Raw genomic sequence first — 18,344 nt, forward strand, 5'->3', positions numbered from 1 at the left:
ATCACCGGCGCGGTAGGCCCTGATTCGTTTACGACATCAGCTCCACAGGAGGACACACCCACCCGGTGCGCCGCCCACCCGCACGACCTCAGCCGCCCACCCCGCACGACCTCCGCCCTCCACCCGGCACGACCTGGTCGCCGACCTGACGGTGTCCCCGCAGCCGGGACAGCGCCATCTCGCCGAGCTGGGGAGTGGATCTTCGCGGGGCCAAGCGGGGGCCGAGCAGGGCCGAGCGGGGCCACGCGGGGCCGATTCGGGTGGGAGCGGCGGCGGGCTGGGCGTCAGCCCTTCTCCAGGTATTCCGCGCGTTCCTCGTCGACCAGGGCGGCGACCGAGGCGGCGAGCGCCGGATGCCGTACCAGCTCCGGGTCCTCCTCGACCAGGGTGATCGCCTCGGCCCGGGCGTCCCGGATCAGGCCGGTGTCCCGCAGCAGCGAGAGCAGCCGCAGGTGGGAGCGGCGCCCGGACTGGGTCGCGCCCAGCACGTCGCCCTCCCGGCGCTGCTCCAGGTCGAGCTCGGCGAGCTTGAAACCGTCCGTGGTGGACGCGACCGCGTCCAGCCGCTCCCGGGCCGAGGAACCCTCCACCGCCTCGCTCACCAGCAGGCAGAGCCCGGCGGCGGAACCACGACCGACCCGGCCGCGCAGCTGGTGGAGCTGGGAGACGCCGAACCGGTCCGCGTCGAGCACGATCATCACGGTGGCGTTCGGCACGTTCACCCCGACCTCGACCACCGTGGTGGCGACCAGCACATCCAGCGCGCCGTCGGCGAAGGAGCGCATCACCGCGTCCTTCTCGTCGGCGGGGAGCTTCCCGTGCAGCACGCCGATCCGCAGCCCGTGCAGCGGGCCCTCGGCGAGCAGCGGGGCCACCTCGGTCACCGCGAGTGGCGGTCGCCGCCCGTTGTCGTCCTCCCGCGGCGGTTCCTCCTCCGACGCGGGGCCGTCACCGATCCGCGGGCAGACCACGTACGCCTGGTGGCCGGCGGCGACCTCCTCGCGCAGGCGGCGCCAGGCCCGGTCGAGGAAGGCCGGCTTCTCGGCCGCCGGCACCACGTGCGAGGCGATCGGCGACCGGCCCTGCGGGAGCTGGGAGAGGGTGGAGATCTCCAGATCGCCGTAGACGGTCATGGCGACCGTGCGCGGGATCGGGGTGGCCGTCATCACCAGCACGTGCGGCGGCTGATCGGCCTTCGCGCGCAGCGCGTCCCGCTGCTCCACGCCGAAGCGGTGCTGCTCGTCGACGACCACGAGACCCAGGTCGGCGAAGTCGACCCCCTCGTAGAGCAGCGCGTGGGTGCCCAGCACGATGCCGGCGCGGCCCTCGGCCACCTCGGCCAGGGCCCGCCGCCGGGCCGCCGCACCGAGCGAACCGGTGACCAGCCCCACCCGGGTCGCGCCGTCGGCGGCGCCCAGCTCACCGGCCTGCGCGAGCGGGCCGAGCAGCTCCAGCATGCCCCGGTGGTGCTGGGCGGCGAGCACCTCGGTCGGGGCGAGCAGCGCCGCCTGACCGCCGGCGTCGACGACCTGGAGCATGGCCCGCAGCGCCACCACCGTCTTGCCCGAGCCGACCTCGCCCTGCAACAGCCGGTGCATCGGGTGCGCGGTGGTCAGGTCGGTGGCGATCTCCGCGCCGACGGCCCGCTGGCCGGGGGTCAGCTCGTACGGCAGCCGGGCGTCGAACGCGTCGAGCAGCCCGCCGGGCCGCGGCGGCCGGGACTTCGCCGGCCAGTCGGCCGCCCGGTGCTTGCGCTGCACCAGGGTCAACTGAACGGCGAACGCCTCGTCCCACTTCAGCCGCCGGCGGGCCCGGTACAGGTCCTCCTTGCTCGACGGCCGGTGGATCTCCCGCAGGGCGGCGTCGATGCCGACCAGGTTGCGGGCGGCCCGAACGGTGGCCGGGAGCGGATCCTCCGGCGGCGTGAACGTGTCCAGCACCACCCGCACGCAGCGGGCGATCACCCAGGTCGGCACCGCAGCGGCGGCCGGGTAGACCGGGATCAGCGCGCCGGCGAACTCCTCGACCTCCTCGTTGGCCGCCGCCTCGCCGTCGCCACCCTCCCCGAGCAGCACGTACTCCGGGCCGTTGAGCTGCCGCTTGCCCCGGAACTCGGTGACCTTGCCGGCGAACAGCCCCCACCGGCCCGGGCGCAGCTCCCGCTCCCGCCAGGCCTGGTTGCCGAAGAAGGTGAGGGTGAGCACCCCGCCGGAACCGTCGCCGACGGTCACCTCCAGCAGGTTGCCCCGCCGCTGCCGCATCGGCCGGACGGCGGTCCGCTGGACCTGGGCCAGCACGGTCACCTGCTCGCCCACGTCCAGCGAACGGATGTCCGTGTGCTCGCCGCGCTCGTCGTACCGGCGGGGGAAGTGGTAGATCAGATCGCCGGCGGTGTGCAGGTCGAGGTGACTCGCCAGGGCCTTCGCGGTCTTCTCCCCGACCAGCTTCTTCAGCGGCGTGTCGACTGTGGACGGCTCCGGCATCACTCGACCCCCAGCAGGAGCGGATAGTGCGGCTGCCCGCCCTCGTACGCCTGCACCTCGACGAACGGCCAGGTCCGCTCGACGTGCTCGCGCACCCGGTCGGCCAGCCCCTCCGGGGCGTCCGCCCCGCAGAGCAGGGTGACCAGCTCACCGCCGCCGCCGAGCATCCGGTCGACCACGGCGGTGCAGGTGTCGAGGAGGTCGCAGCCGATCAGGTGCACCTCCCCCTCGACCAGCGCCAGCACGTCACCCGGGCGGCACGGGCCGGCCACGGTCAGCGCCTCCCTGCTGGCGTGACAGACCTCGGCGTACCGGCAGGCGCCGGCCGCCTCGGCCATGGCGATGACGTCGTCCTCGAACCGTCGGGCCGGGTCCCGCACGGCGAGGGCGGCCAGCGCCTGCACCGGGGACCGGGTGGGCACCACGCTCACCTTGACACCCAGCCCGTGCGCCTCGCGGGCGGCGGCGCTCGCCACGGTCTGGGTGTTGGGGTCGTTGGGCAGCACCACCACCCGGGCCGCGCCGGTGGCCCGGATGGCGTCGAGCAGCTCGCCGGTGGACGGGTTGGCCGGGACGACCGTGGCGCCCCCGGCGCCGAAGAGCTCGGCGATGCCGGCGCCGGTCGCCACCACCACGGCGGCCCGGCCGTCCGGCAGCACGGCCGGCGGGGGCGGGGCCGGGGCCACCTGGTCGGCGAAGCGGGTCACCGAGATCCGGTGCGGACGGCCGGCGACCACCCCCGCCTCGATCGCCGCGCCGACGTCGTTGACGTGCACGTGCACGTTCCACGTGCCGCCGCCCGGGCCGCCGTCGCCGACGATCACCAGCGAGTCGCCCAGCGCGTCCAGCTCCGTGCGCAGCCGCGCCACCGCCTCCGCCCCGGCGTCGAGCAGGTACTGCACCTCGTACGCGTACTGCGCGGAGCCGGTCTCACGCACGGCGGTGGCCGGCGGGTGCACCGCGGCCGGGGCGGGCGCCGGGTGCCGCGGGCTCTCCCCCGTGACGACCTCGACCAGCGCGTCCAGCAGCAGGCAGAGCCCTCGCCCACCGGCGTCCACCACCCCGGCCCGGGCCAGCGCCGGCAGCTGCTCGGGCGTGTGGGCGAGCGCCCGGGCCGCCCCGCCGGCCGCCGCCCGGGCGACGGTGCGCAGGTCGTCGCTGTCCGCCTGCTCGGCGGCGCGGGCCGCCGCGGCGACCACGCTGAGCAGGGTGCCCTCGACCGGCCGGGCGACCGCGGCGTACGCGGCGGTGGCGGCGTCCCGCAGCGCGGCGGCGAGCTGGCGGCCGCGGACCGCCGGGGCGGCGGCGAGCGCGTCGGCGAAGCCGCGCAGGATCTGCGACAGGATCACCCCGGAATTGCCCCGGGCGCCGAGCAGCGCCCCCCGGGCCATCAGCCGCAGCGCGTGCCCGTGCGGGGTGTGCCCGTCCTCGGGGAGGGTGTCGAGGTCCATGGCGAGGGCCTGCTGCGCGGAGGTGAGGGTGAGCACCAGGTTGGTGCCGGTGTCCCCGTCCGGGACCGGGTAGACGTTGAGGTCGTCGATCTCGCCCTGGTGCCGCTGGAGGGCGGCCAGCCCACTCGCGCACCAGCGGCGTACCGCGGCGGCGTCGAGGGTGTCCAGCACGTCGGGAAGCCTACTGGCGCGCACCGACACACGCCGGGGTCGGCCAGCCCCGACCGGCGTGTCCACCGGGTCGCTGCCCGGTCGCCGGTCCCCATCGGTACGCTGGCAGCGCCCGTGCCGGGGTCGACCGGGCCGGTTGGGCGGACCGGCGGGTCATCGGGTAACCTGACCAGGTTGCCCGGGCAGCGCCTGGCGGCGACCTCATGAACGTATCAATCCCAGGAGTATCCCGTGGCTAGCGTGTGCGACGTCTGTGGCAAGGGGCCGGGCTTCGGCCACAACGTGCCCTGGTCCAAGAAGAAGACCAACCGCCGCTGGAACCCGAACATCCAGTCGGTGCGTACCCCGGCCGGTGGCGGCAACACCAAGAAGTTGCAGGTCTGCACCTCGTGCATCAAGGCCGGCAAGGTCACCCGCGCCTGACGCGGTAAGCCTCCAGCTTTCCTGAACCACCCAGCACCGGCGGGCCGTAACGGTCCGCCGGTGCTGTCGTGTCCGGGTGCGGTCACGCCGACCGGGTCGCCGCGCACCCGCCGGACCGGGTCAGAGGGTGCGGCCGAAGGAGAGGCAGCCGGGGGCGTCCTTGTAGAAGCCGAAGTTCGGGATCCGGTCGTACCCGGCCGAGGTGTACATGGCGATCGCCTCGGGCTGCTTGTCGCCGCACTCCAGGACGATCCGCTTGCGGCCCTGCTCCCGGGCCGACCGCTCGACCGCGGCCAGCACCGCGCGGGCCACGCCCCGCCCCCGGGCCACGGGCGCGGTGTACATCCGCTTCAGCTCCGCCGTCTCCCCGTCGTCGCCGTGGCTGCGCCAGCCGCCGCAGCCCACCGGCTCCCCGCCGAGGTAGGCCACCAGGAAGGCACCGGCCGGCGGCTCGAACTCCGCCGCGTCCACCGGGGTGTCGTCGCCGCTGCCGCCGTACCGCTGGCCGAGGTCGGCCAGGGCCGCCCGGATCAACGCCTGCGACTCGGGCGCGTCGAACCGCTGCGCCCTGATCTCGATCTCACTCACGCCTGAAGGGTACGACCGCCGCCGGCCCGCCCCGGGGCAGCCGGCCCGGTTCGGTCGCAGATCACTCGGCCCGGCGGAAGTGGTCCCAGCCGGCCGGCCCGGCGTACTTCTCCCCGTCGACCGTGACCCCCGCCCCCTCGGTCACCCGCCCGATCGGCCGCCACCGCTCCGGCGGCGCCACCTCGGGCGGGAAGGTCGCCGCCAGGGCGTGGTCGTCGCCACCGGCGAGGATCCAGGAGTACGGGTCGACGCCGAGCGCCTGCGCCGCATCCCGCATCTGCCGGGGCACCTCGAAGGCGTCCCGACGCAGGTCAACGGCCACGCCGCTGGCATTCGCCACGTGGCCCAGGTCGGCCAGCAGCCCGTCCGACACGTCGATCATGGCGGTGGCGCCGAGCCCGGCGGCCTCCGGACCGGCCGGGTACGGCACCTCGGGCCGCCGGAACGCCTCCACCAGCAACCGGGGCGTCCGGAAGCCCCGGGACAGCACCGTGTACCCGGCCGCCGCCCAGCCGGTCCGCCCGGCCAGCGCCACCACGTCGCCGGGCCGCGCCCCGGAGCGGACCACCGGCGCCCGGCCGGCCAGGTCGCCGAGGGCGGTGACCGCGATGGTCAGCGTGGGACTGGCGGACATGTCGCCGCCGACCACGCTCGCGCCGACCAGGGCCGCCTCCGCGCCGAGGCCGTCGGCCAACTCCTCCGCCCAGGCGGTGTCCAGGTCCGCCGGCATGCAGAGGGCCACCAGCAGGGCGGTCGGGGTGGCGCCCATCGCCGCGATGTCGGCCAGGTTGGCCGCCGCCGCCCGGTGCCCCACGTCCCGCGCGGTCGACCAGTCCCGGCGGAAGTGCCGCCCCTCCACCAGCACGTCCGTCGAGGCCACCACCCGCCGGTCCGGCGCCGCCACCACCGCCCCGTCGTCACCCGGGCCGAGCAGGCAGCTCTCCCCGTACGTCAACCGGGCGGTGACCCGATCGATCAAACCGAACTCCCCGACACCCGCGACCGTCATCGCCGTCCCCTCGTCGCATCCATTCGTCCCACACCGGGCCGCCGCACCGTCTTCTCCGGCGGACGTGCCCTCGCTCACCGCGTCCACCCGGCCACCGATAGGGATCAGGCCTGCTCCGTAAGGTACTTTCACCCTTCGGGCCGCCCCACGGCGGCGACGGACGGAGGTCGAGTCGTGGTACAGGCGTACATCCTCATCCAGACCGAGGTCGGGCGGGCGCGTGACGTGGCCGGTCTGATCGCGGACCTTGCCGGCGTGGTACGGGTCGACGCCGTCACCGGGCCGTACGACGTGGTCGTCCTCACCGAGGCGAACACCGTCGACGAGCTTGGCAAACTCATCGTCAGCAAGGTGCAGATGGTGCCCGGCATCACCCGCACCCTCACGTGTTCGGTGGTGCGGCTGTAAGTGGACGAGATCACTGTCTCCCCCGTTCCCGACGAGTCCCGCCCGGTCGACGAGACGCCGCGGCCGGACCGGACCAACCGTCGCGCCGCGCTGGTGGCCGCGCTCATCGCGCTGCCGGTGACCGTGGCGGTGGCCGGCTTCACCTTCGCGAAGCTCGCCCCGGACGAGCCGGCCGCCGCGCCGGCCCCGTCGGCGACCGCCGCGCGGCCGCAGTCCACCGCGCCGGTCGAGCTGCCCGCCCCGGCGCTGGCCGAGCGCCCCGCGACGGTCTGCCGGGCCCTGGTGTCGCAGTTGCCGGCCCGGGTGCGCGACCTCGCCCAGCGACCGGTCACCGCCGGCCCGGAGCAGAACGCCGCTTACGGCGATCCGGCGCTGACCGTCGCCTGCGGCGGCACCCCGCCGATCGTCGCGGCCACCGACGAGGTGTGGTCGGTCAACAAGGTCTGCTGGCACGCGGTGCAGGAGGCCGACGCCACCGTGCTGACCACCGTCGACCGGGAGACTCCGGTCCGGGTGCGCGTGCCCAAGCAGTACGAGCAGCCCCTGCAGTGGGCCGCCCCGATCTCCGACGCCATCGTCTCCGCGGTCCCCTCGGCGAAGTCCGCCCCCGCCGGCTGCGCCGCCTGACCCGCGCTCCGCGGGCTCCCCGCGGGACCGGTCCGGCGCGGTCAGCGGCCGGCGTTGCGGTGCAGGGCGGTGCGGATGAGGCGGTTGACCAGCTTCGGGTACTCCAGGCCGCTGGCCGCCCACATCCGCGGGAACATCGACGTCGGGGTGAAGCCCGGCATCGTGTTGATCTCGTTGAGGTAGACGTCCAGCTCGGGGGTGACGAAGAAGTCGACCCGGGCCAGGCCGGAGCAGTCCAGCGCGGTGAACGCCCGGGTGGCGTACTCCTGGACCTGCCGGGTGACCCGCTCGGGCAGGTTGGCCGGGACGTCGTACTCGCAGACCTCGTCGGCGTAGAGGTACTTCGCCTCGAAGTCGTACCAGCCGTCGCCGACCATCCGCACCTCGGCCAGCACGGACGCCTCGGGCGCGCCGCCGGCCTCGCCCTCCAGCACGCCGCACTCGATCTCCCGGCCGACGACCGCGGCCTCGACCAGCACCTTGGTGTCGATCTCCCGGGCCGTGGCGACCGCCGCGTCGAGCTGCGCCCAGTCGTCGACCTTGGTGATGCCGAACGACGAGCCGGCGCGGGACGGCTTGACGAAGACCGGCAGCCCCAGCCGCTCCTTGTCCGCCTCGCTCAGCGTCATCCCGTTACGCAGCACCGCGTACGGGCCGACCGGAATACCCTCGGCGGCGCAGAGCTTCTTGGTGAACTCCTTGTCCATCGCGGCGGCGGAGGCGAAGACGTTCGCCCCGACGTACGGGATGTCGGCCATCTCCAGCATCCCCTGGATGGTGCCGTCCTCGCCGTACGCCCCGTGCAGCACCGGGAAGACCACGTCCACGTCCGCGAGGGCCCGCGGACCCTCGGTCGGGTCGAGCACCATCAGACCGCCCGGGGTCGGCTCGGCGCGCAGCACCAGGGCGGCGCCGGCGGCGGCGGTGATCTCCGGGAGCTTCCGCGCCTGGATCGCGAGCTGGCTCGGGTCGCCGCTGGTCAGCACCCACTGGCCCTGCCGGGTGATGCCGACCGGCACCACCTCGAACTCGTCTGGGTCGAGGGCGCCCAGCACGCTGCCGGCGCTGACGCAGGAGATGCCGTGCTCGGGGCTGCGTCCGCCGAAGACGATCGCCACACGGGTCTTGCCTGGGGTGGTCACTCGAGGTCACCTCTTCGCTCGCGACTGCGGCTGGCCGTGCTCGCCGGTGGCGCTCACCCGATTGACCTTACTGTGCGTGGCGAGAACCCGAAGCCGATACCCGGGGAGCCCGGCCGGGGCAGAGCAACCGGTCGACCCGTTGCATACGGGGAGTACCCGCCGCTCGGGGGCACCAGTCCGTCACGCCCGCCACTAGGGTGATGGGCCGGACGACGGAGGTGGACCACGGGACCGCAGGAGAGCCGCGTCGAGCGCGCGCGGGCGCTGCTGGCGGTCGGCCGCTGGGCGGACGCCATCGTCGAGCTGACCGCCGTCCTGCGGGACCGGCCGGACGACGTCGACGCGCTCTGCCTGCTGGCCCAGTGCCACAGCCTGGCCGGCGACGGCCACCGGATGCGCGACGCCGCGGACCGCGCCCTGGCGGTCGCGCCCGACCACGAGTGGGCGCTGCGGCTGCGCGCCCACGCCTTGCTGACGCTGAAGCGCCGGCGGGCCGCCACGGCCGCCGCCCGGGCCGCCGTGGCGGTCGCACCCGAGGAGTGGCGGACCCACGCGATGCTGGCCGAGGTGCTGGTCCGACGGCCGGGCGTCTGGGCGTCGGTCCGGGCCCGGGTCAGTGCGGACACCGTGCTGCGGCTGGCGCCGGAGGAGGCGGAGGCGCACGTGGTCGACGCCCAGGTCCACCTGCGGACCGGCGACCTCGCCGCCGCCCGGCAGGCCTGCCGGCGGGCCCTGGCGCGCGACCCGGCGAACCAGGCCGCCCTGCACAACCTGGCGCTGGCGGAGCTCGCGGGCGAGCGGACGGGCCGCGCGGCGCGGGGCTTCACCGCCGCGCTGGCTGTCGCGCCGGACAACCGGTTGTCCGGTACGGCGCACGGGCGCAGCTCCCGGGCCGTGCTGTGGCGGCTCTTCGACGTGCTCGCGGCGGCGACCCTGGTCCACGTGGTGGTCCTCGAGGTGACGGGGCCGGCGCTGGGCCTGTGGCGGCGGGCGGTGGCGCTCGCCTCGGCGGCCCTCCTGCTGACGGCCTTCGGCTGGCTCACCCTCCGCGAATGGCGTGCGCAGCCCGCCGCGGTGCGGTGGCGGCTGCGCGCGGAACGCCGGGAGGCGGCGGTGGCGCTGTGGCCGGTGCTGGTCGTCGCGGCCGCGGTCGGGCTGACCGTGCACGCCTGGCGCCCTCCCCCGGACTCCTTCGCCGAGCAGGTCGGTGCGCTCGCGGCGGCGGTCACGTTCGGCACCTTCGCGATCCGCTGCCGTAACCTGCTGGCCCGACTGGCCCGCGTCACCCTCGTCCGGCTGGGCCACCGGGCCGGGCTGGCCGTGCACCGGCTGTGGACGCGAACCCGGGGACGCGCGGACGGGTCAGCGGCGGGCCGGGCCGGAGGGTGAGCGGGGCGGGACGGTGGCGCACTACGCTCCTCGTCCTATGAGCGCCGATCCCCTCATCGACAGCCTGCTGGCCGCCCTCGACGCCCGCCCCGACGACCTGCCCCTGCGCCTGCACCTGGCCGGGCTGCTGTTGGACTCCGGCCGGGGCGCGGAGGCGATCGCCCAGGTCGGGCAGGCGCTCGCCCGGGATCCGGGCAACGACCAGGCGCAGGCCCTGATGCAGCGGGCGCTGGGGGCACCCGCACCGGAGGCGGCGGCGCCGGCCCGGCCGCCCGCGCCGCGCCCGGCCCCCGCCGGTCCGACGCCGCCGGGGGACGACCCGCTGGCCGCGTACGAGCAGGAGCTGGCCGACGTCGTGCCGCCGCGCTTCGCCCGGGCGGGCGACGAGCCGGAGCCGGTCGTCGGTGAGGCCGACCGGGTGTACGACGTGGAGTCCGCCACGGTCCGGCTGGCCGACGTGGGCGGCATGACGGCCGTGAAGGAACGCCTGGAGCTGGCCTTCCTCGGCCCGCTGCGCAACCCGGAGCTGCGCCGGATGTACGGCAAGAGCCTGCGCGGCGGGCTGATGCTCTACGGCCCGCCCGGGTGCGGCAAGACCTTCCTGGCCCGGGCGGTGGCCGGCGAGATGGGCGCGAAGTTCCTCTCCCTGTCCATCGTCGACGTGCTCGACATGTGGATCGGCAACTCGGAGCGGAACCTGCACGAGCTGTTCGAGGCGGCCCGGCGCAACGCGCCCTGCGTGCTCTTCCTCGACGAGGTCGACGCCCTGGGCCACAAGCGCTCCCAGGTCTCGTCGAGTTCGATGCGGACGCTGGGCAACCAGCTGCTGGCCGAACTGGACGGCATGGAGGGCAGCAACGAGGGGGTCTTCGTGCTGGCCGCCACGAACACGCCGTGGGACGTGGACCCGGCGCTGCGCCGGCCGGGCCGGCTGGACCGGGTGGTGCTGGTGCTGCCGCCGGACGCCGAGGCCCGGGCGGCGATTCTGGAGTACCACCTGCGGCAGCGGCCAATCGCGAACATCGACCTGCGCCGGGTGATCGCCGCGACCGAGGACTTCTCCGGCGCCGACCTGGCCCACCTCTGCGAGACCGCCGCCGAGTTCGCGATGGCCGACTCGGTACGCAGCGGCGAGGTCCGGATGATCGAGCAGCGGGACCTGGACCGGGCGCTGAAGGAGGTCCGCCCGTCGACCCGGCCCTGGCTGTCGACCGCTCGCAACGTCGCTATGTTCGCCAACGAGGGTGGCGTCTACGACGACCTGGTGGCGTACCTGAAGCGGCGCAAGCTGCTCTGACGGGTCAGGCGACGCTCTCAGCCGTCATGGAGGGCCAGCTACGGCACCTGCTGAAGATGGCGGAGCTGCCGAACATCACCGTGCAGGTGATCCCCCTGGCGGCCGGCTACCACCGGGGCACCCGGGGTTCGCTGCACATCCTGGAGTTCGCCGACCCCGAGGACCCGATCATCGCCTCCGTGGAGACGGTGGCCGGGCAGATGGTCCTCGACCGGCCGGGTGACCTGCGGACCTGCGCCAAGATCATGGAACATCTCCGGACCGTGGCGCTGAGCCCGGCGGACAGCCGGGAGCAGCTGGCCCAACTCCTCAAGGGAAGGTAGAACCGATGCGTTCCACGAACAGCCTCCACTGGCGCAAGAGCAGCCACAGCGGCGGCGAGGGCGCCTGCGTCGAGATGGCCGTCCTGCCGGCGGCCGTGGCCGTCCGCGACTCCAAGGACCCCGCCGGCCCCACGCTGGTCTTCTCCCCGGCCGCCTGGGCGGCCTTCACCGGCGCGCCGCCCCGCGACTGACGCCGCCCGGCGGCGGGCGTAACGCCCAGCTCGGCCGCGACGGTGGTCAGGCGGCGACCACCGGGCCGGCCGCCGGCGACCCCGTGCGCAGGCTCTCCAGCGCCGCGATGGCCACCCCGCGGGCCCCGGCCATGTCCCGGTCCGGCACCAGCTCGAAGGTGGCGACGGCGGCCTGCTCGGCGCGGAGCACGGTGTGCTCCGCGACCGTGGCGAGGAACCAGTCGCGGAACTCCGGCGCCGCCTCCACCACCCCACCCCCGATGAAGTACGCGTGCGGGTCGGTGAAGTTGGCCGCGATCGTGAAGAGCCGGGCCAGTGCCATCGCCTGCTGGGTGAAGACCGCCCGGGCCAGCGCGTCGCCGCGCTCGCCGTACCCGCGGACGAGCTTCGCGGCCCGGCCCGGCTCCTCGGCCGCCAGCGGGTGGCCGGGGTACCGGCCCAGCCAGTACGGCAGCAGGTTCCGCTCGATCGCGGTCAGCGACGCGACGCTCTCGGCGTCCGCGAGGAAGCCGCAGGCGCAGATCGGCATTGGTTGACCGGGCCCCAGCACCCCGTCCAGCGGGATGTGCACGTGCCCGAACTCCCCCGCCATCCCGGCGGCCCCCGAGACGACCCGGCCGCTCTCCACCACCCCGCCGCCGAGCCCGGTGCCGACGATGGCGGCGACCGAGGAGCGGCGCAGCGCGTCCGCCCCGAAGTGCACGTGGTGGGCGTAGAGGGCGGCCGCGTTGCCGTCGTTGTGGTAGATCACCGGGAGGCCGAGCCGGTGCTCCAGCGCGCTGCGCACGTCGTACCCCCGCCAGGCGGGCTGGGCGAAGTTAGTCGAGCCGCGCGAGGAGATCACCCCGGTGGCGCTCGCCGGACCCGGGGTGTCCAGACCGACGGCGCGGACCAGCTCGCGCGGCACGCCGGTCAGCGCCAGCACCCCGTCCAGCGCCCGGGCCAACGCCTCGATCGCCGCCTCGGGGCCGGCCTGCACCTCACTCGGTATCTCCACCAGACCGTCCACCAGGAACCGGCCGTCGACCGTCAGGACGGTCGCGTTGTTGCTGTTCCCGCCGTTGTCGAGACCCACCACCACCGGCACACCCGCGCTGCCCACCCCGCCACCGCCTCCCGCCGATCCCGTCTCGACGTGAGGGTAATCCTTTGGCACAGACGTTCGCCGCGTTGGTCGGGTTGGGGAATGTGTCGTAGGGGTGGTGTTGGCTTCGGTTCGTGCCTCGTCGTCGGGATCCCGCCTTGCCGCGGGTCGTGCATCGCACAGCCCGGGTTGCTGTGCGGGTGACGCCGGGCCAGCGGCGGCGGTGTTTCGGGCTGCTGCGCTCGGCCGCCGATGTGTGGGCGTGTGTGTTGGAGGTCAACACGTGGCGGCGCCGCCGCCACGACGCGCCGCTGGCCGGCTATCAGCAGTTGTGCCGGGAGCTAGCCGCGTCGGGGCCACGCACGTTCGGAGACCTGAACTCAGTTGGTGCGCGGTCGGTGTTGCGGCGGTTCTCCGACGCCTGGTTCGGCGCGGCGAAACGCCGCAAGGACGGTGACCTGTCGGCGCGGTTCCCGCGTCGTCGGCGAGGGTTGGTGCCGGTGCGGTGGTATCACGGCACGTTCACCCTCGACGGCCGCCGGGTGCGGATCCCGACCGCGAAAGGCGCTGCCCCGTTGTGGGTCCGGTTGGCGCGGGAGGTGCCGTATCCCGCCGAGCAGGTCCGCTCGATCACCCTGCTGTGCGAGGGCGGCCGCCTGTTCCTCGACGTGACGGCCGAAGTGCCGGTGGCCGTTTACCCGCCCGGGGAACAACCAGACTCAGCCAAGGTCGCCGGGGTCGACCTCGGGATCATTCACCCCTACGCCCTGTCCGGACCCGACGGGAAGGGGCTGCTGGTGTCGGGGCGGGCGATCCGCGCCGAGCACCGCATGCACCTCGCCGACACGAAAACCCGCCGCCGCGCCGTGGCTCGGCGGGCGCCGAAGCCTGGTGAGAAGGGGTCGCGGCGGTGGCGCAAGTACCGGCGCCGGGCACGCCTGGTGGAGGGCCGGCACAGGCGCAGGGTCCGTCAAACCCAGCACGAAGCCGCCCGCGGCGTCGTGTCCTGGGCGGTGGAGCAGCGGGTCGGTGTGCTGCACGTGGGTGATCCCCGCGGGGTGCTCGACATTGCGGCGGGGCGGCGGCACAACCTGCGGTTGCGGCAGTGGCAGATCGGCCGGCTCCTGCAGGTCCTCACCGACAAGGCCACCCTGGCCGGCATCACCGTCCACCTGGTCGACGAACGCGGCACCTCCTCCACCTGCCCCGCCTGCGGAAGGCGGGTGCCGAAACCCCGCGGGCGAACCCTGTCCTGCCCGCACTGCGCATTTTCCGGGCACCGCGACCTGGTCGCGGCCGCCATCATCGCCACCCGCACCCCGGGCGGCGGATCCACCACCCCGGCAGCCGTCGTGCTGCCGGAGGTGGTCACGCACCGTCGAGCCGGCCGGCACCTGCCGGGTGTCGGCTGGTCCCGGCGTGATCCCCGCCGCCCACCACGGGCGGCGCGAGGATCAGTTGGCCCGCGGAGGCCCGCCCCACCACCCGGTGGGGAGTCGCTCGCCCACACGGCGAGGATCCACAACACCCACCGGCTACCCGGTGAACGTTAGAGGACACCGCACTAGTTCCACGTTCACCACCGACCGGCGGACGAACAGAGCCCGGCCGACGGGATGCCGGGGCGGCGGGAAGGGTCCCGAGCCGAGCGCTCGGGGCGCCGCATGCCCGGCACGATCGGAAGTCCTCGCCGCGGCTCTGCTCAGCCCGGTCGGCGGGCGGTGACGGCGGCGGCGTCGAGGTCGTCGTCGCGCACCACCGTCGGCTCCAGGCCGAGGGCGGCGTACGCCGCGCAGAGCGCGTCGGCCTGTCCCTCGCTGATCTCCACCACCAGGTGCCCGCCCGGGGCGAGCCAATCCACCGCACCGACGGCCACCCGGCGCAGCACGGCCAGCCCGTCCACGCCGCCGTCCAGCGCCACCGGGGCCTCGTGCAGCCGCGCCTCCGACGGCATCAGCGCGACCGCCGCGCTCGGCACGTACGGAGCGTTCGCCAGCACGAGGTCGAGCCGGCCGCGCCACTCGGACGGGACCGGCGCGAACAGGTCCCCCTCGAACACCGGCACGCCCAGCGGGGTGAGGTTGCGCCGGGCGCAGGCCACCGCCGCCGGGTCGACGTCGGCGGCGGCCAGCCAGCGGGGCGCGAGCCGGGCGTGCAGCACCAGGGCGGCGGCGCCGGAGCCGCAGCAGAGGTCCAGCACGGCGGGCGCGGGACCGGCCAGGGCCGCGGCGGCGGCGACCAGCAGCGCGGTCCGCCCGCGCGGCACGAAGACGCCGGGGTCGACGGCCACCCGCAGGCCACAGAACTCGGCCCAGCCGAGCAGGTGTTCCAGCGGCAGGCCGGCGACCCGGCGGTCGACGAGGTCGGTCAGCGCCGCGGCCGAGTCGGCCGCGGCGATCAGCAGCTCCGCCTCGTCCTCGGCGTAGACGCAGCCGGCGGCGCGCAGCCGCTGCACGAGGGCGGGACGGTCGGGAGAGAACAGGGTTGGTGCCATGGGATCCTCCGGGAGACGCTCGTCGGCGCTCCCGGCGTCGCCTAACCCTGGGGCGGCGCGGACTCGGAGGGAGCGCCGGTCCTTTGCTGGTGGATCGGTCTCACCTCCTCCGGTCGGGCCCACGCGGGCCGTGGCTGCCCGTCACGATAGCGGAGCCGGCGGCGTCGATCCGTCCCGGCGTCCCCGGGCACGGCGGCGGGCCGGTGTCCGGCCGTCCGGACGCCGACCAGGCCGGTCAGGCCGGGCTGGCGTCGAGCGCGGCGGCGACGTCGGCCACCAGGTCGGCGGGGTCCTCGATGCCGCAGGAGAGCCGGACGAAGCCGGGGGCCGTGTCGTCGCCCCACTGGGCCCGCCGGTCGGCGGTGGTGTGCAGGCCGCCGAACGAGGTGGCGGCGGCCACGAGGCGGGACGCGTCGAGGAAGCGGGCCACCCGGTCGGCGTCGCCCAGGTCGAACGAGAGCACCCCGGGCATCCGTCGCATCTGGACCGAGGCGACCGCGTACGCCGGGTCCCCGGGCAGTCCGGGCCAGCGCAGGCCGGTGACGTCGGCGCGCTCGGCCAGCAGCCGGGCGAGCGCCTCGGCGTTGGCGGACTGCCGGGCCAGCCGCAGGTCGATGGTCGCCAGCGAACGGTGGGCCAGCCAGCAGTCGAACGCCCCGGGCACCCCGCCGGTGGTGGTCCGCCATGCGGTCACCGGCTCCATCAGCGCGGCGGAGCGGGTCGCCACGTACCCGAGCAGCAGGTCGGAGTGGCCGGTCAGTGCCTTGGTGCCGGAGGCGACCACCACGTCGGCGCCGAGGTCCAGGGGGCGCTGCCCCAGCGGGGTGGCGGTGGTGTTGTCCACCGCGACCAGGGCCCCGGCGGCGTGCGCCGCGGCGGCCAGCGCCGGCACGTCGGCCACGTCCAGGCCGGGGTTCGCCGGGGTTTCCAGCAGCACCAGCCGTACGCCGTCGAACGAGGGGTACGGCCCGGCGGTCGGCACGAAGCCGACGCGGACGCCGATGCCCTCCAAGGTGGCGGTGGCGAACGCACGCACCGGGAAATAGCCGTCGGCGGGGAGCAGCACGGTGTCGCCGGGGCGCAGCAGGGCCAGCAGCAGCCCGGTGATGGCCGCCTGGCCGCTGGCGAAGACCCGGCAGTCCCCGCCCTCCAGCTCCCCGATGGCCGCCTCCAGCAGCCGCCGGGTGGGGTTGTCCGGACGGCCGTACCCGTTCGGCGTCGCCGCCGGCCCCCGCCACGGGTCCAGGTGGTACGGCGCGGCGAAGACCGGTCCGGGCAGGAACGGCTGCCCCGGCTGCGGCTCGGGCAGCCCCGCGTGCACGCTACGGGTGCCGTCCCCCCACTCGGTCATGGCCGCCTCACTCGTACGACTCGGGCTTCGCGGTCCGGCTCATCAGGGCGTCCACGGCCAGCCGCGGGTCCATCCCCTCGTGGCAGATCCGCTCGATCTGCTCGGTGATCGGCATCTCCACCCCGTGCGCCCGGGCCAGGTCACGGATGGCCAGACAGCTCTTCACGCCCTCGGCGGTCTGCCGGGTCGCGGCCTGCGCCTGCTCCAGCGTCTCGCCCCGGCCGAGGTGCTCGCCGAAGGTGCGGTTGCGGGCCAGCGGCGACGAGCAGGAGGCGACCAGGTCGCCCATGCCGGCCAGGCCGGCGAAGGTGATCGGGTCCGCGCCGAGGGCCACGCCCAGCCGGGCGGTCTCGGCCAGTCCCCGGGTCATCAGCATCGCCCGGGTGTTGTCGCCGAAGCCCATCGCGGTGGCGATGCCGTACGCGAGGGCGATCACGTTCTTGACCGCCCCGCCCAGCTCGCAGCCGATCACGTCGTCGTTGGTGTACGGCCGGAAGTACGGCGTCCGGATCGACGACTGGACCAGGGCGGTCCGCCGGGCGTCGGTGCCGGCGACCACGGTCGCGGCCGGCTGCTCGGCGGCGATCTCGGGGGCCAGGTTGGGTCCGGAGACCACCACCACCCGGTCGGCGGGCACCCCGGCGGTCTCCGTGATCACCTGGCTCATCCGCTTGGTGGTGCCCAGCTCGATCCCCTTCATCAGGGAGACGAGGGTGGCGTCGGGGTCGAGGTGGCCGGTCCACTCGGCCAGGTTGCCGCGCAGGGTCTGCGACGGTACGGAGAGCACCACCACCTCGGCCCCGGCGATGGCCTCCTCGGCGTCCCCGGTCGCGGTGACCCGGTCGGGCAGCCGCACCTCCGGCAGGTAGTCCGGATTGTGCCGGTGGGACCGGATCGCGTCGGCGACCGCCCGCCGCCGGGCCAGAATCGTCACGTCCCGGCCGGCATCGGCGAGGATCTTGGCGAACGCCGTGCCCCACGAACCGGCCCCCAGCACCGCCACATGGCCACTCATGCCGCCGCCTCCCTTCGGTCGGCGACGCCGTGCGGCGCCACCGGACTGAGCCGGCTGATTCGCTCGCTCCGCTCGGTCATTCGGTCACCTCGGGAGTGCGCGGACGGGCGGGACGTGCCCACAGCGGTGGCGGTGTGCCGCCGCGGATCTCCGCGACCATGTCACGCAGCCGCAGCATGATGGCGTCGGTCATCTCGTCCAGGACCGCCCTGGTCGGGGTGGCCCCCGCCCACCGGCTGAGGTCGACCGGCGGGCCGGCGACGACGGTCACCGGGATCCGGGGCCGCAGTCCGAACCTGGTCGTCCGCGGGTCGAAGAGCTGCTCCGGCCCCCACATCGCCAGCGGGATCACCGGCGCGCCGGTGGCCAGCGCCAGCCGGGCCGCGCCGGTCTTGCCCTTCATCGGCCACAGCTCGGGCTCGCGGGTGGTGGTCCCCTCCGGGTAGATCACCACCGCGCCGCCGTCGGCCAGCGCGGCCACCAGCTTGTCCAGCGACTTGACCGCGTCGACGGTGCCGCGTTCCACCGGGATCTGCCGGCACCGGTGCAGGATCCAGCCGATCACCGGGACCCGGAACACGCTGGCCTTGCCCAGGAACTGCGGCCAGCGCCCGGCGTCGTGGATGAAGTGCGCAGCCACCAGCGGGTCCGCGTGCGAGATGTGGTTGGGCACGATGATGATGCCGCCGGGGCGGTGCAACTGCTCCGCCCCCCGCCAGGTGCGCCGGGTCCAGACGTTCATCACCGGCTTGACCAGCACCACGGCGAACCGTTGCCAGAACCCCAGCCTTCGCCGTGCCACCCTGCCTCCTCGTCGTGCCCCGACCCGCGCGCCCACGTCCCGCGACGAAATCATGCCTGCTCGCCCCCGGTCCGGCCAGTGAGGGTACCGCCGCCC

Annotated in this window: 17 protein-coding genes and 2 pseudogenes; 9 read left to right on the plus strand and 10 right to left on the minus strand. The window is 75.0% G+C overall.

The window, feature by feature from the left end:
• Positions 1–284: 284 nt before the first annotated feature.
• Together recG and OG799_RS21275 are read right to left on the minus strand one after the other, a co-directional pair.
• Complete coding sequence (gene recG / locus OG799_RS21270; RefSeq protein ID WP_406036901.1) at positions 285–2,483, minus strand: ATP-dependent DNA helicase RecG; 2,199 nt, start codon at positions 2,481–2,483, stop codon at positions 285–287.
• Positions 2,483–4,105 (minus strand): DAK2 domain-containing protein, encoded by a 1,623-nt coding sequence (locus OG799_RS21275; RefSeq protein WP_406036902.1) that lies wholly within the window; start codon positions 4,103–4,105, stop codon positions 2,483–2,485. Before OG799_RS21275 ends, recG begins: the two co-directional genes overlap by 1 nt.
• Positions 4,106–4,336: 231 nt before the next feature.
• Here OG799_RS21275 and rpmB point away from each other — a divergent pair, with 231 nt between their 5' ends.
• On the plus strand, positions 4,337–4,528 hold the full coding sequence (gene rpmB, locus OG799_RS21280; protein ID WP_091671657.1) for a 50S ribosomal protein L28: 192 nt from the start codon (positions 4,337–4,339) through the stop codon (positions 4,526–4,528).
• Between the two features lie 120 nt (positions 4,529–4,648).
• Here the strand turns inward: rpmB and OG799_RS21285 are convergent, their stop codons facing one another.
• Complete coding sequence (locus tag OG799_RS21285) at positions 4,649–5,116, minus strand: GNAT family N-acetyltransferase (protein WP_406036903.1); 468 nt, start codon at positions 5,114–5,116, stop codon at positions 4,649–4,651.
• A gap of 61 nt (positions 5,117–5,177) precedes the next feature.
• The gene (locus OG799_RS21290; RefSeq protein WP_406036904.1) at positions 5,178–6,125 is read right to left on the minus strand and encodes a thiamine-phosphate kinase; all 948 of its coding nucleotides are present in this window, start codon (positions 6,123–6,125) and stop codon (positions 5,178–5,180) included.
• A gap of 174 nt (positions 6,126–6,299) precedes the next feature.
• Here OG799_RS21290 and OG799_RS21295 point away from each other — a divergent pair, with 174 nt between their 5' ends.
• Positions 6,300–6,533, plus strand: coding sequence for an Lrp/AsnC ligand binding domain-containing protein (locus tag OG799_RS21295; RefSeq protein ID WP_013284547.1), 234 nt, complete (start codon positions 6,300–6,302; stop codon positions 6,531–6,533).
• A 9-nt stretch (positions 6,534–6,542) separates the two neighbouring features.
• Positions 6,543–7,160: a DUF3515 family protein gene (locus OG799_RS21300; protein WP_406046363.1), complete on the plus strand. Its 618-nt coding sequence runs from the start codon at positions 6,543–6,545 to the stop codon at positions 7,158–7,160.
• A gap of 41 nt (positions 7,161–7,201) precedes the next feature.
• Here the strand turns inward: OG799_RS21300 and OG799_RS21305 are convergent, their stop codons facing one another.
• Positions 7,202–8,302, minus strand: coding sequence for a D-alanine--D-alanine ligase family protein (locus OG799_RS21305; protein ID WP_406036905.1), 1,101 nt, complete (start codon positions 8,300–8,302; stop codon positions 7,202–7,204).
• 261 nt (positions 8,303–8,563) lie between these two features.
• Here OG799_RS21305 and OG799_RS21310 point away from each other — a divergent pair.
• The 5 genes and pseudogenes from OG799_RS21310 to OG799_RS21330 all read left to right on the plus strand — a co-directional run.
• A pseudogene (locus tag OG799_RS21310) lies at positions 8,564–8,713 on the plus strand (tetratricopeptide repeat protein); the annotation flags it as partial.
• 144 nt (positions 8,714–8,857) lie between these two features.
• Complete coding sequence (locus OG799_RS21315) at positions 8,858–9,691, plus strand: hypothetical protein (protein ID WP_406046364.1); 834 nt, start codon at positions 8,858–8,860, stop codon at positions 9,689–9,691.
• A gap of 37 nt (positions 9,692–9,728) precedes the next feature.
• Positions 9,729–10,988: an ATP-binding protein gene (locus tag OG799_RS21320; protein ID WP_406036906.1), complete on the plus strand. Its 1,260-nt coding sequence runs from the start codon at positions 9,729–9,731 to the stop codon at positions 10,986–10,988.
• A gap of 23 nt (positions 10,989–11,011) precedes the next feature.
• A pseudogene (locus OG799_RS21325) lies at positions 11,012–11,311 on the plus strand (Scr1 family TA system antitoxin-like transcriptional regulator); the annotation flags it as partial.
• Positions 11,312–11,316: 5 nt separating this feature from the next.
• A complete protein-coding gene (locus OG799_RS21330; protein ID WP_406036907.1) occupies positions 11,317–11,502 on the plus strand; it encodes a DUF397 domain-containing protein in 186 nt (61 codons plus the stop codon).
• A 46-nt stretch (positions 11,503–11,548) separates the two neighbouring features.
• Here OG799_RS21330 and OG799_RS21335 read toward each other — a convergent pair whose 3' ends face one another.
• Positions 11,549–12,604: an ROK family protein gene (locus OG799_RS21335; RefSeq protein WP_406036908.1), complete on the minus strand. Its 1,056-nt coding sequence runs from the start codon at positions 12,602–12,604 to the stop codon at positions 11,549–11,551.
• A gap of 182 nt (positions 12,605–12,786) precedes the next feature.
• On the opposite strand from OG799_RS21335, the gene OG799_RS21340 reads away from it, so the two are divergent.
• On the plus strand, positions 12,787–14,139 hold the full coding sequence (locus tag OG799_RS21340) for an RNA-guided endonuclease InsQ/TnpB family protein (protein ID WP_406036909.1): 1,353 nt from the start codon (positions 12,787–12,789) through the stop codon (positions 14,137–14,139).
• 149 nt (positions 14,140–14,288) lie between these two features.
• Here OG799_RS21340 and OG799_RS21345 read toward each other — a convergent pair whose 3' ends face one another.
• The 4 genes from OG799_RS21345 to OG799_RS21360 form a co-directional block, all read right to left on the minus strand.
• Positions 14,289–15,080 carry a putative protein N(5)-glutamine methyltransferase gene (locus tag OG799_RS21345; protein ID WP_406036910.1) on the minus strand — a complete coding sequence of 264 codons (792 nt, stop codon included), beginning with the start codon at positions 15,078–15,080 and terminating at the stop codon, positions 14,289–14,291.
• 235 nt (positions 15,081–15,315) lie between these two features.
• On the minus strand, positions 15,316–16,431 hold the full coding sequence (locus tag OG799_RS21350) for a cystathionine gamma-lyase (protein ID WP_406036911.1): 1,116 nt from the start codon (positions 16,429–16,431) through the stop codon (positions 15,316–15,318).
• Positions 16,432–16,438: 7 nt separating this feature from the next.
• Complete coding sequence (locus tag OG799_RS21355) at positions 16,439–17,446, minus strand: NAD(P)H-dependent glycerol-3-phosphate dehydrogenase (protein WP_406036912.1); 1,008 nt, start codon at positions 17,444–17,446, stop codon at positions 16,439–16,441.
• Positions 17,447–17,522: 76 nt separating this feature from the next.
• Entirely contained in the window at positions 17,523–18,248 is a 726-nt protein-coding gene (locus tag OG799_RS21360; protein ID WP_406036913.1) for a lysophospholipid acyltransferase family protein, read from the minus strand.
• Between the last annotated feature and the right edge of the window lie 96 nt (positions 18,249–18,344).

The organism is Micromonospora sp. NBC_00898 (genome assembly GCF_045207895.1).
Taxonomy (GTDB): Bacteria; Actinomycetota; Actinomycetes; order Mycobacteriales; family Micromonosporaceae; genus Micromonospora.

What these genes read in the sequence shown, in the direction of transcription:
- recG (WP_406036901.1), bottom strand. Translation starts at nt 2,483, where the DNA reads ATGCCGGAGCCGTCCACAGTCGACACGCCGCTGAAGAAGCTGGTCGGG.
- OG799_RS21290 (WP_406036904.1), bottom strand. Translation starts at nt 6,125, where the DNA reads ATGACGGTCGCGGGTGTCGGGGAGTTCGGTTTGATCGATCGGGTCACC.
- OG799_RS21315 (WP_406046364.1), top strand. Translation starts at nt 8,858, where the DNA reads ATGCTGGCCGAGGTGCTGGTCCGACGGCCGGGCGTCTGGGCGTCGGTC.
- OG799_RS21320 (WP_406036906.1), top strand. Translation starts at nt 9,729, where the DNA reads ATGAGCGCCGATCCCCTCATCGACAGCCTGCTGGCCGCCCTCGACGCC.
- OG799_RS21330 (WP_406036907.1), top strand. Translation starts at nt 11,317, where the DNA reads ATGCGTTCCACGAACAGCCTCCACTGGCGCAAGAGCAGCCACAGCGGC.
- OG799_RS21345 (WP_406036910.1), bottom strand. Translation starts at nt 15,080, where the DNA reads ATGGCACCAACCCTGTTCTCTCCCGACCGTCCCGCCCTCGTGCAGCGG.
- OG799_RS21350 (WP_406036911.1), bottom strand. Translation starts at nt 16,431, where the DNA reads ATGACCGAGTGGGGGGACGGCACCCGTAGCGTGCACGCGGGGCTGCCC.
- OG799_RS21355 (WP_406036912.1), bottom strand. Translation starts at nt 17,446, where the DNA reads ATGAGTGGCCATGTGGCGGTGCTGGGGGCCGGTTCGTGGGGCACGGCG.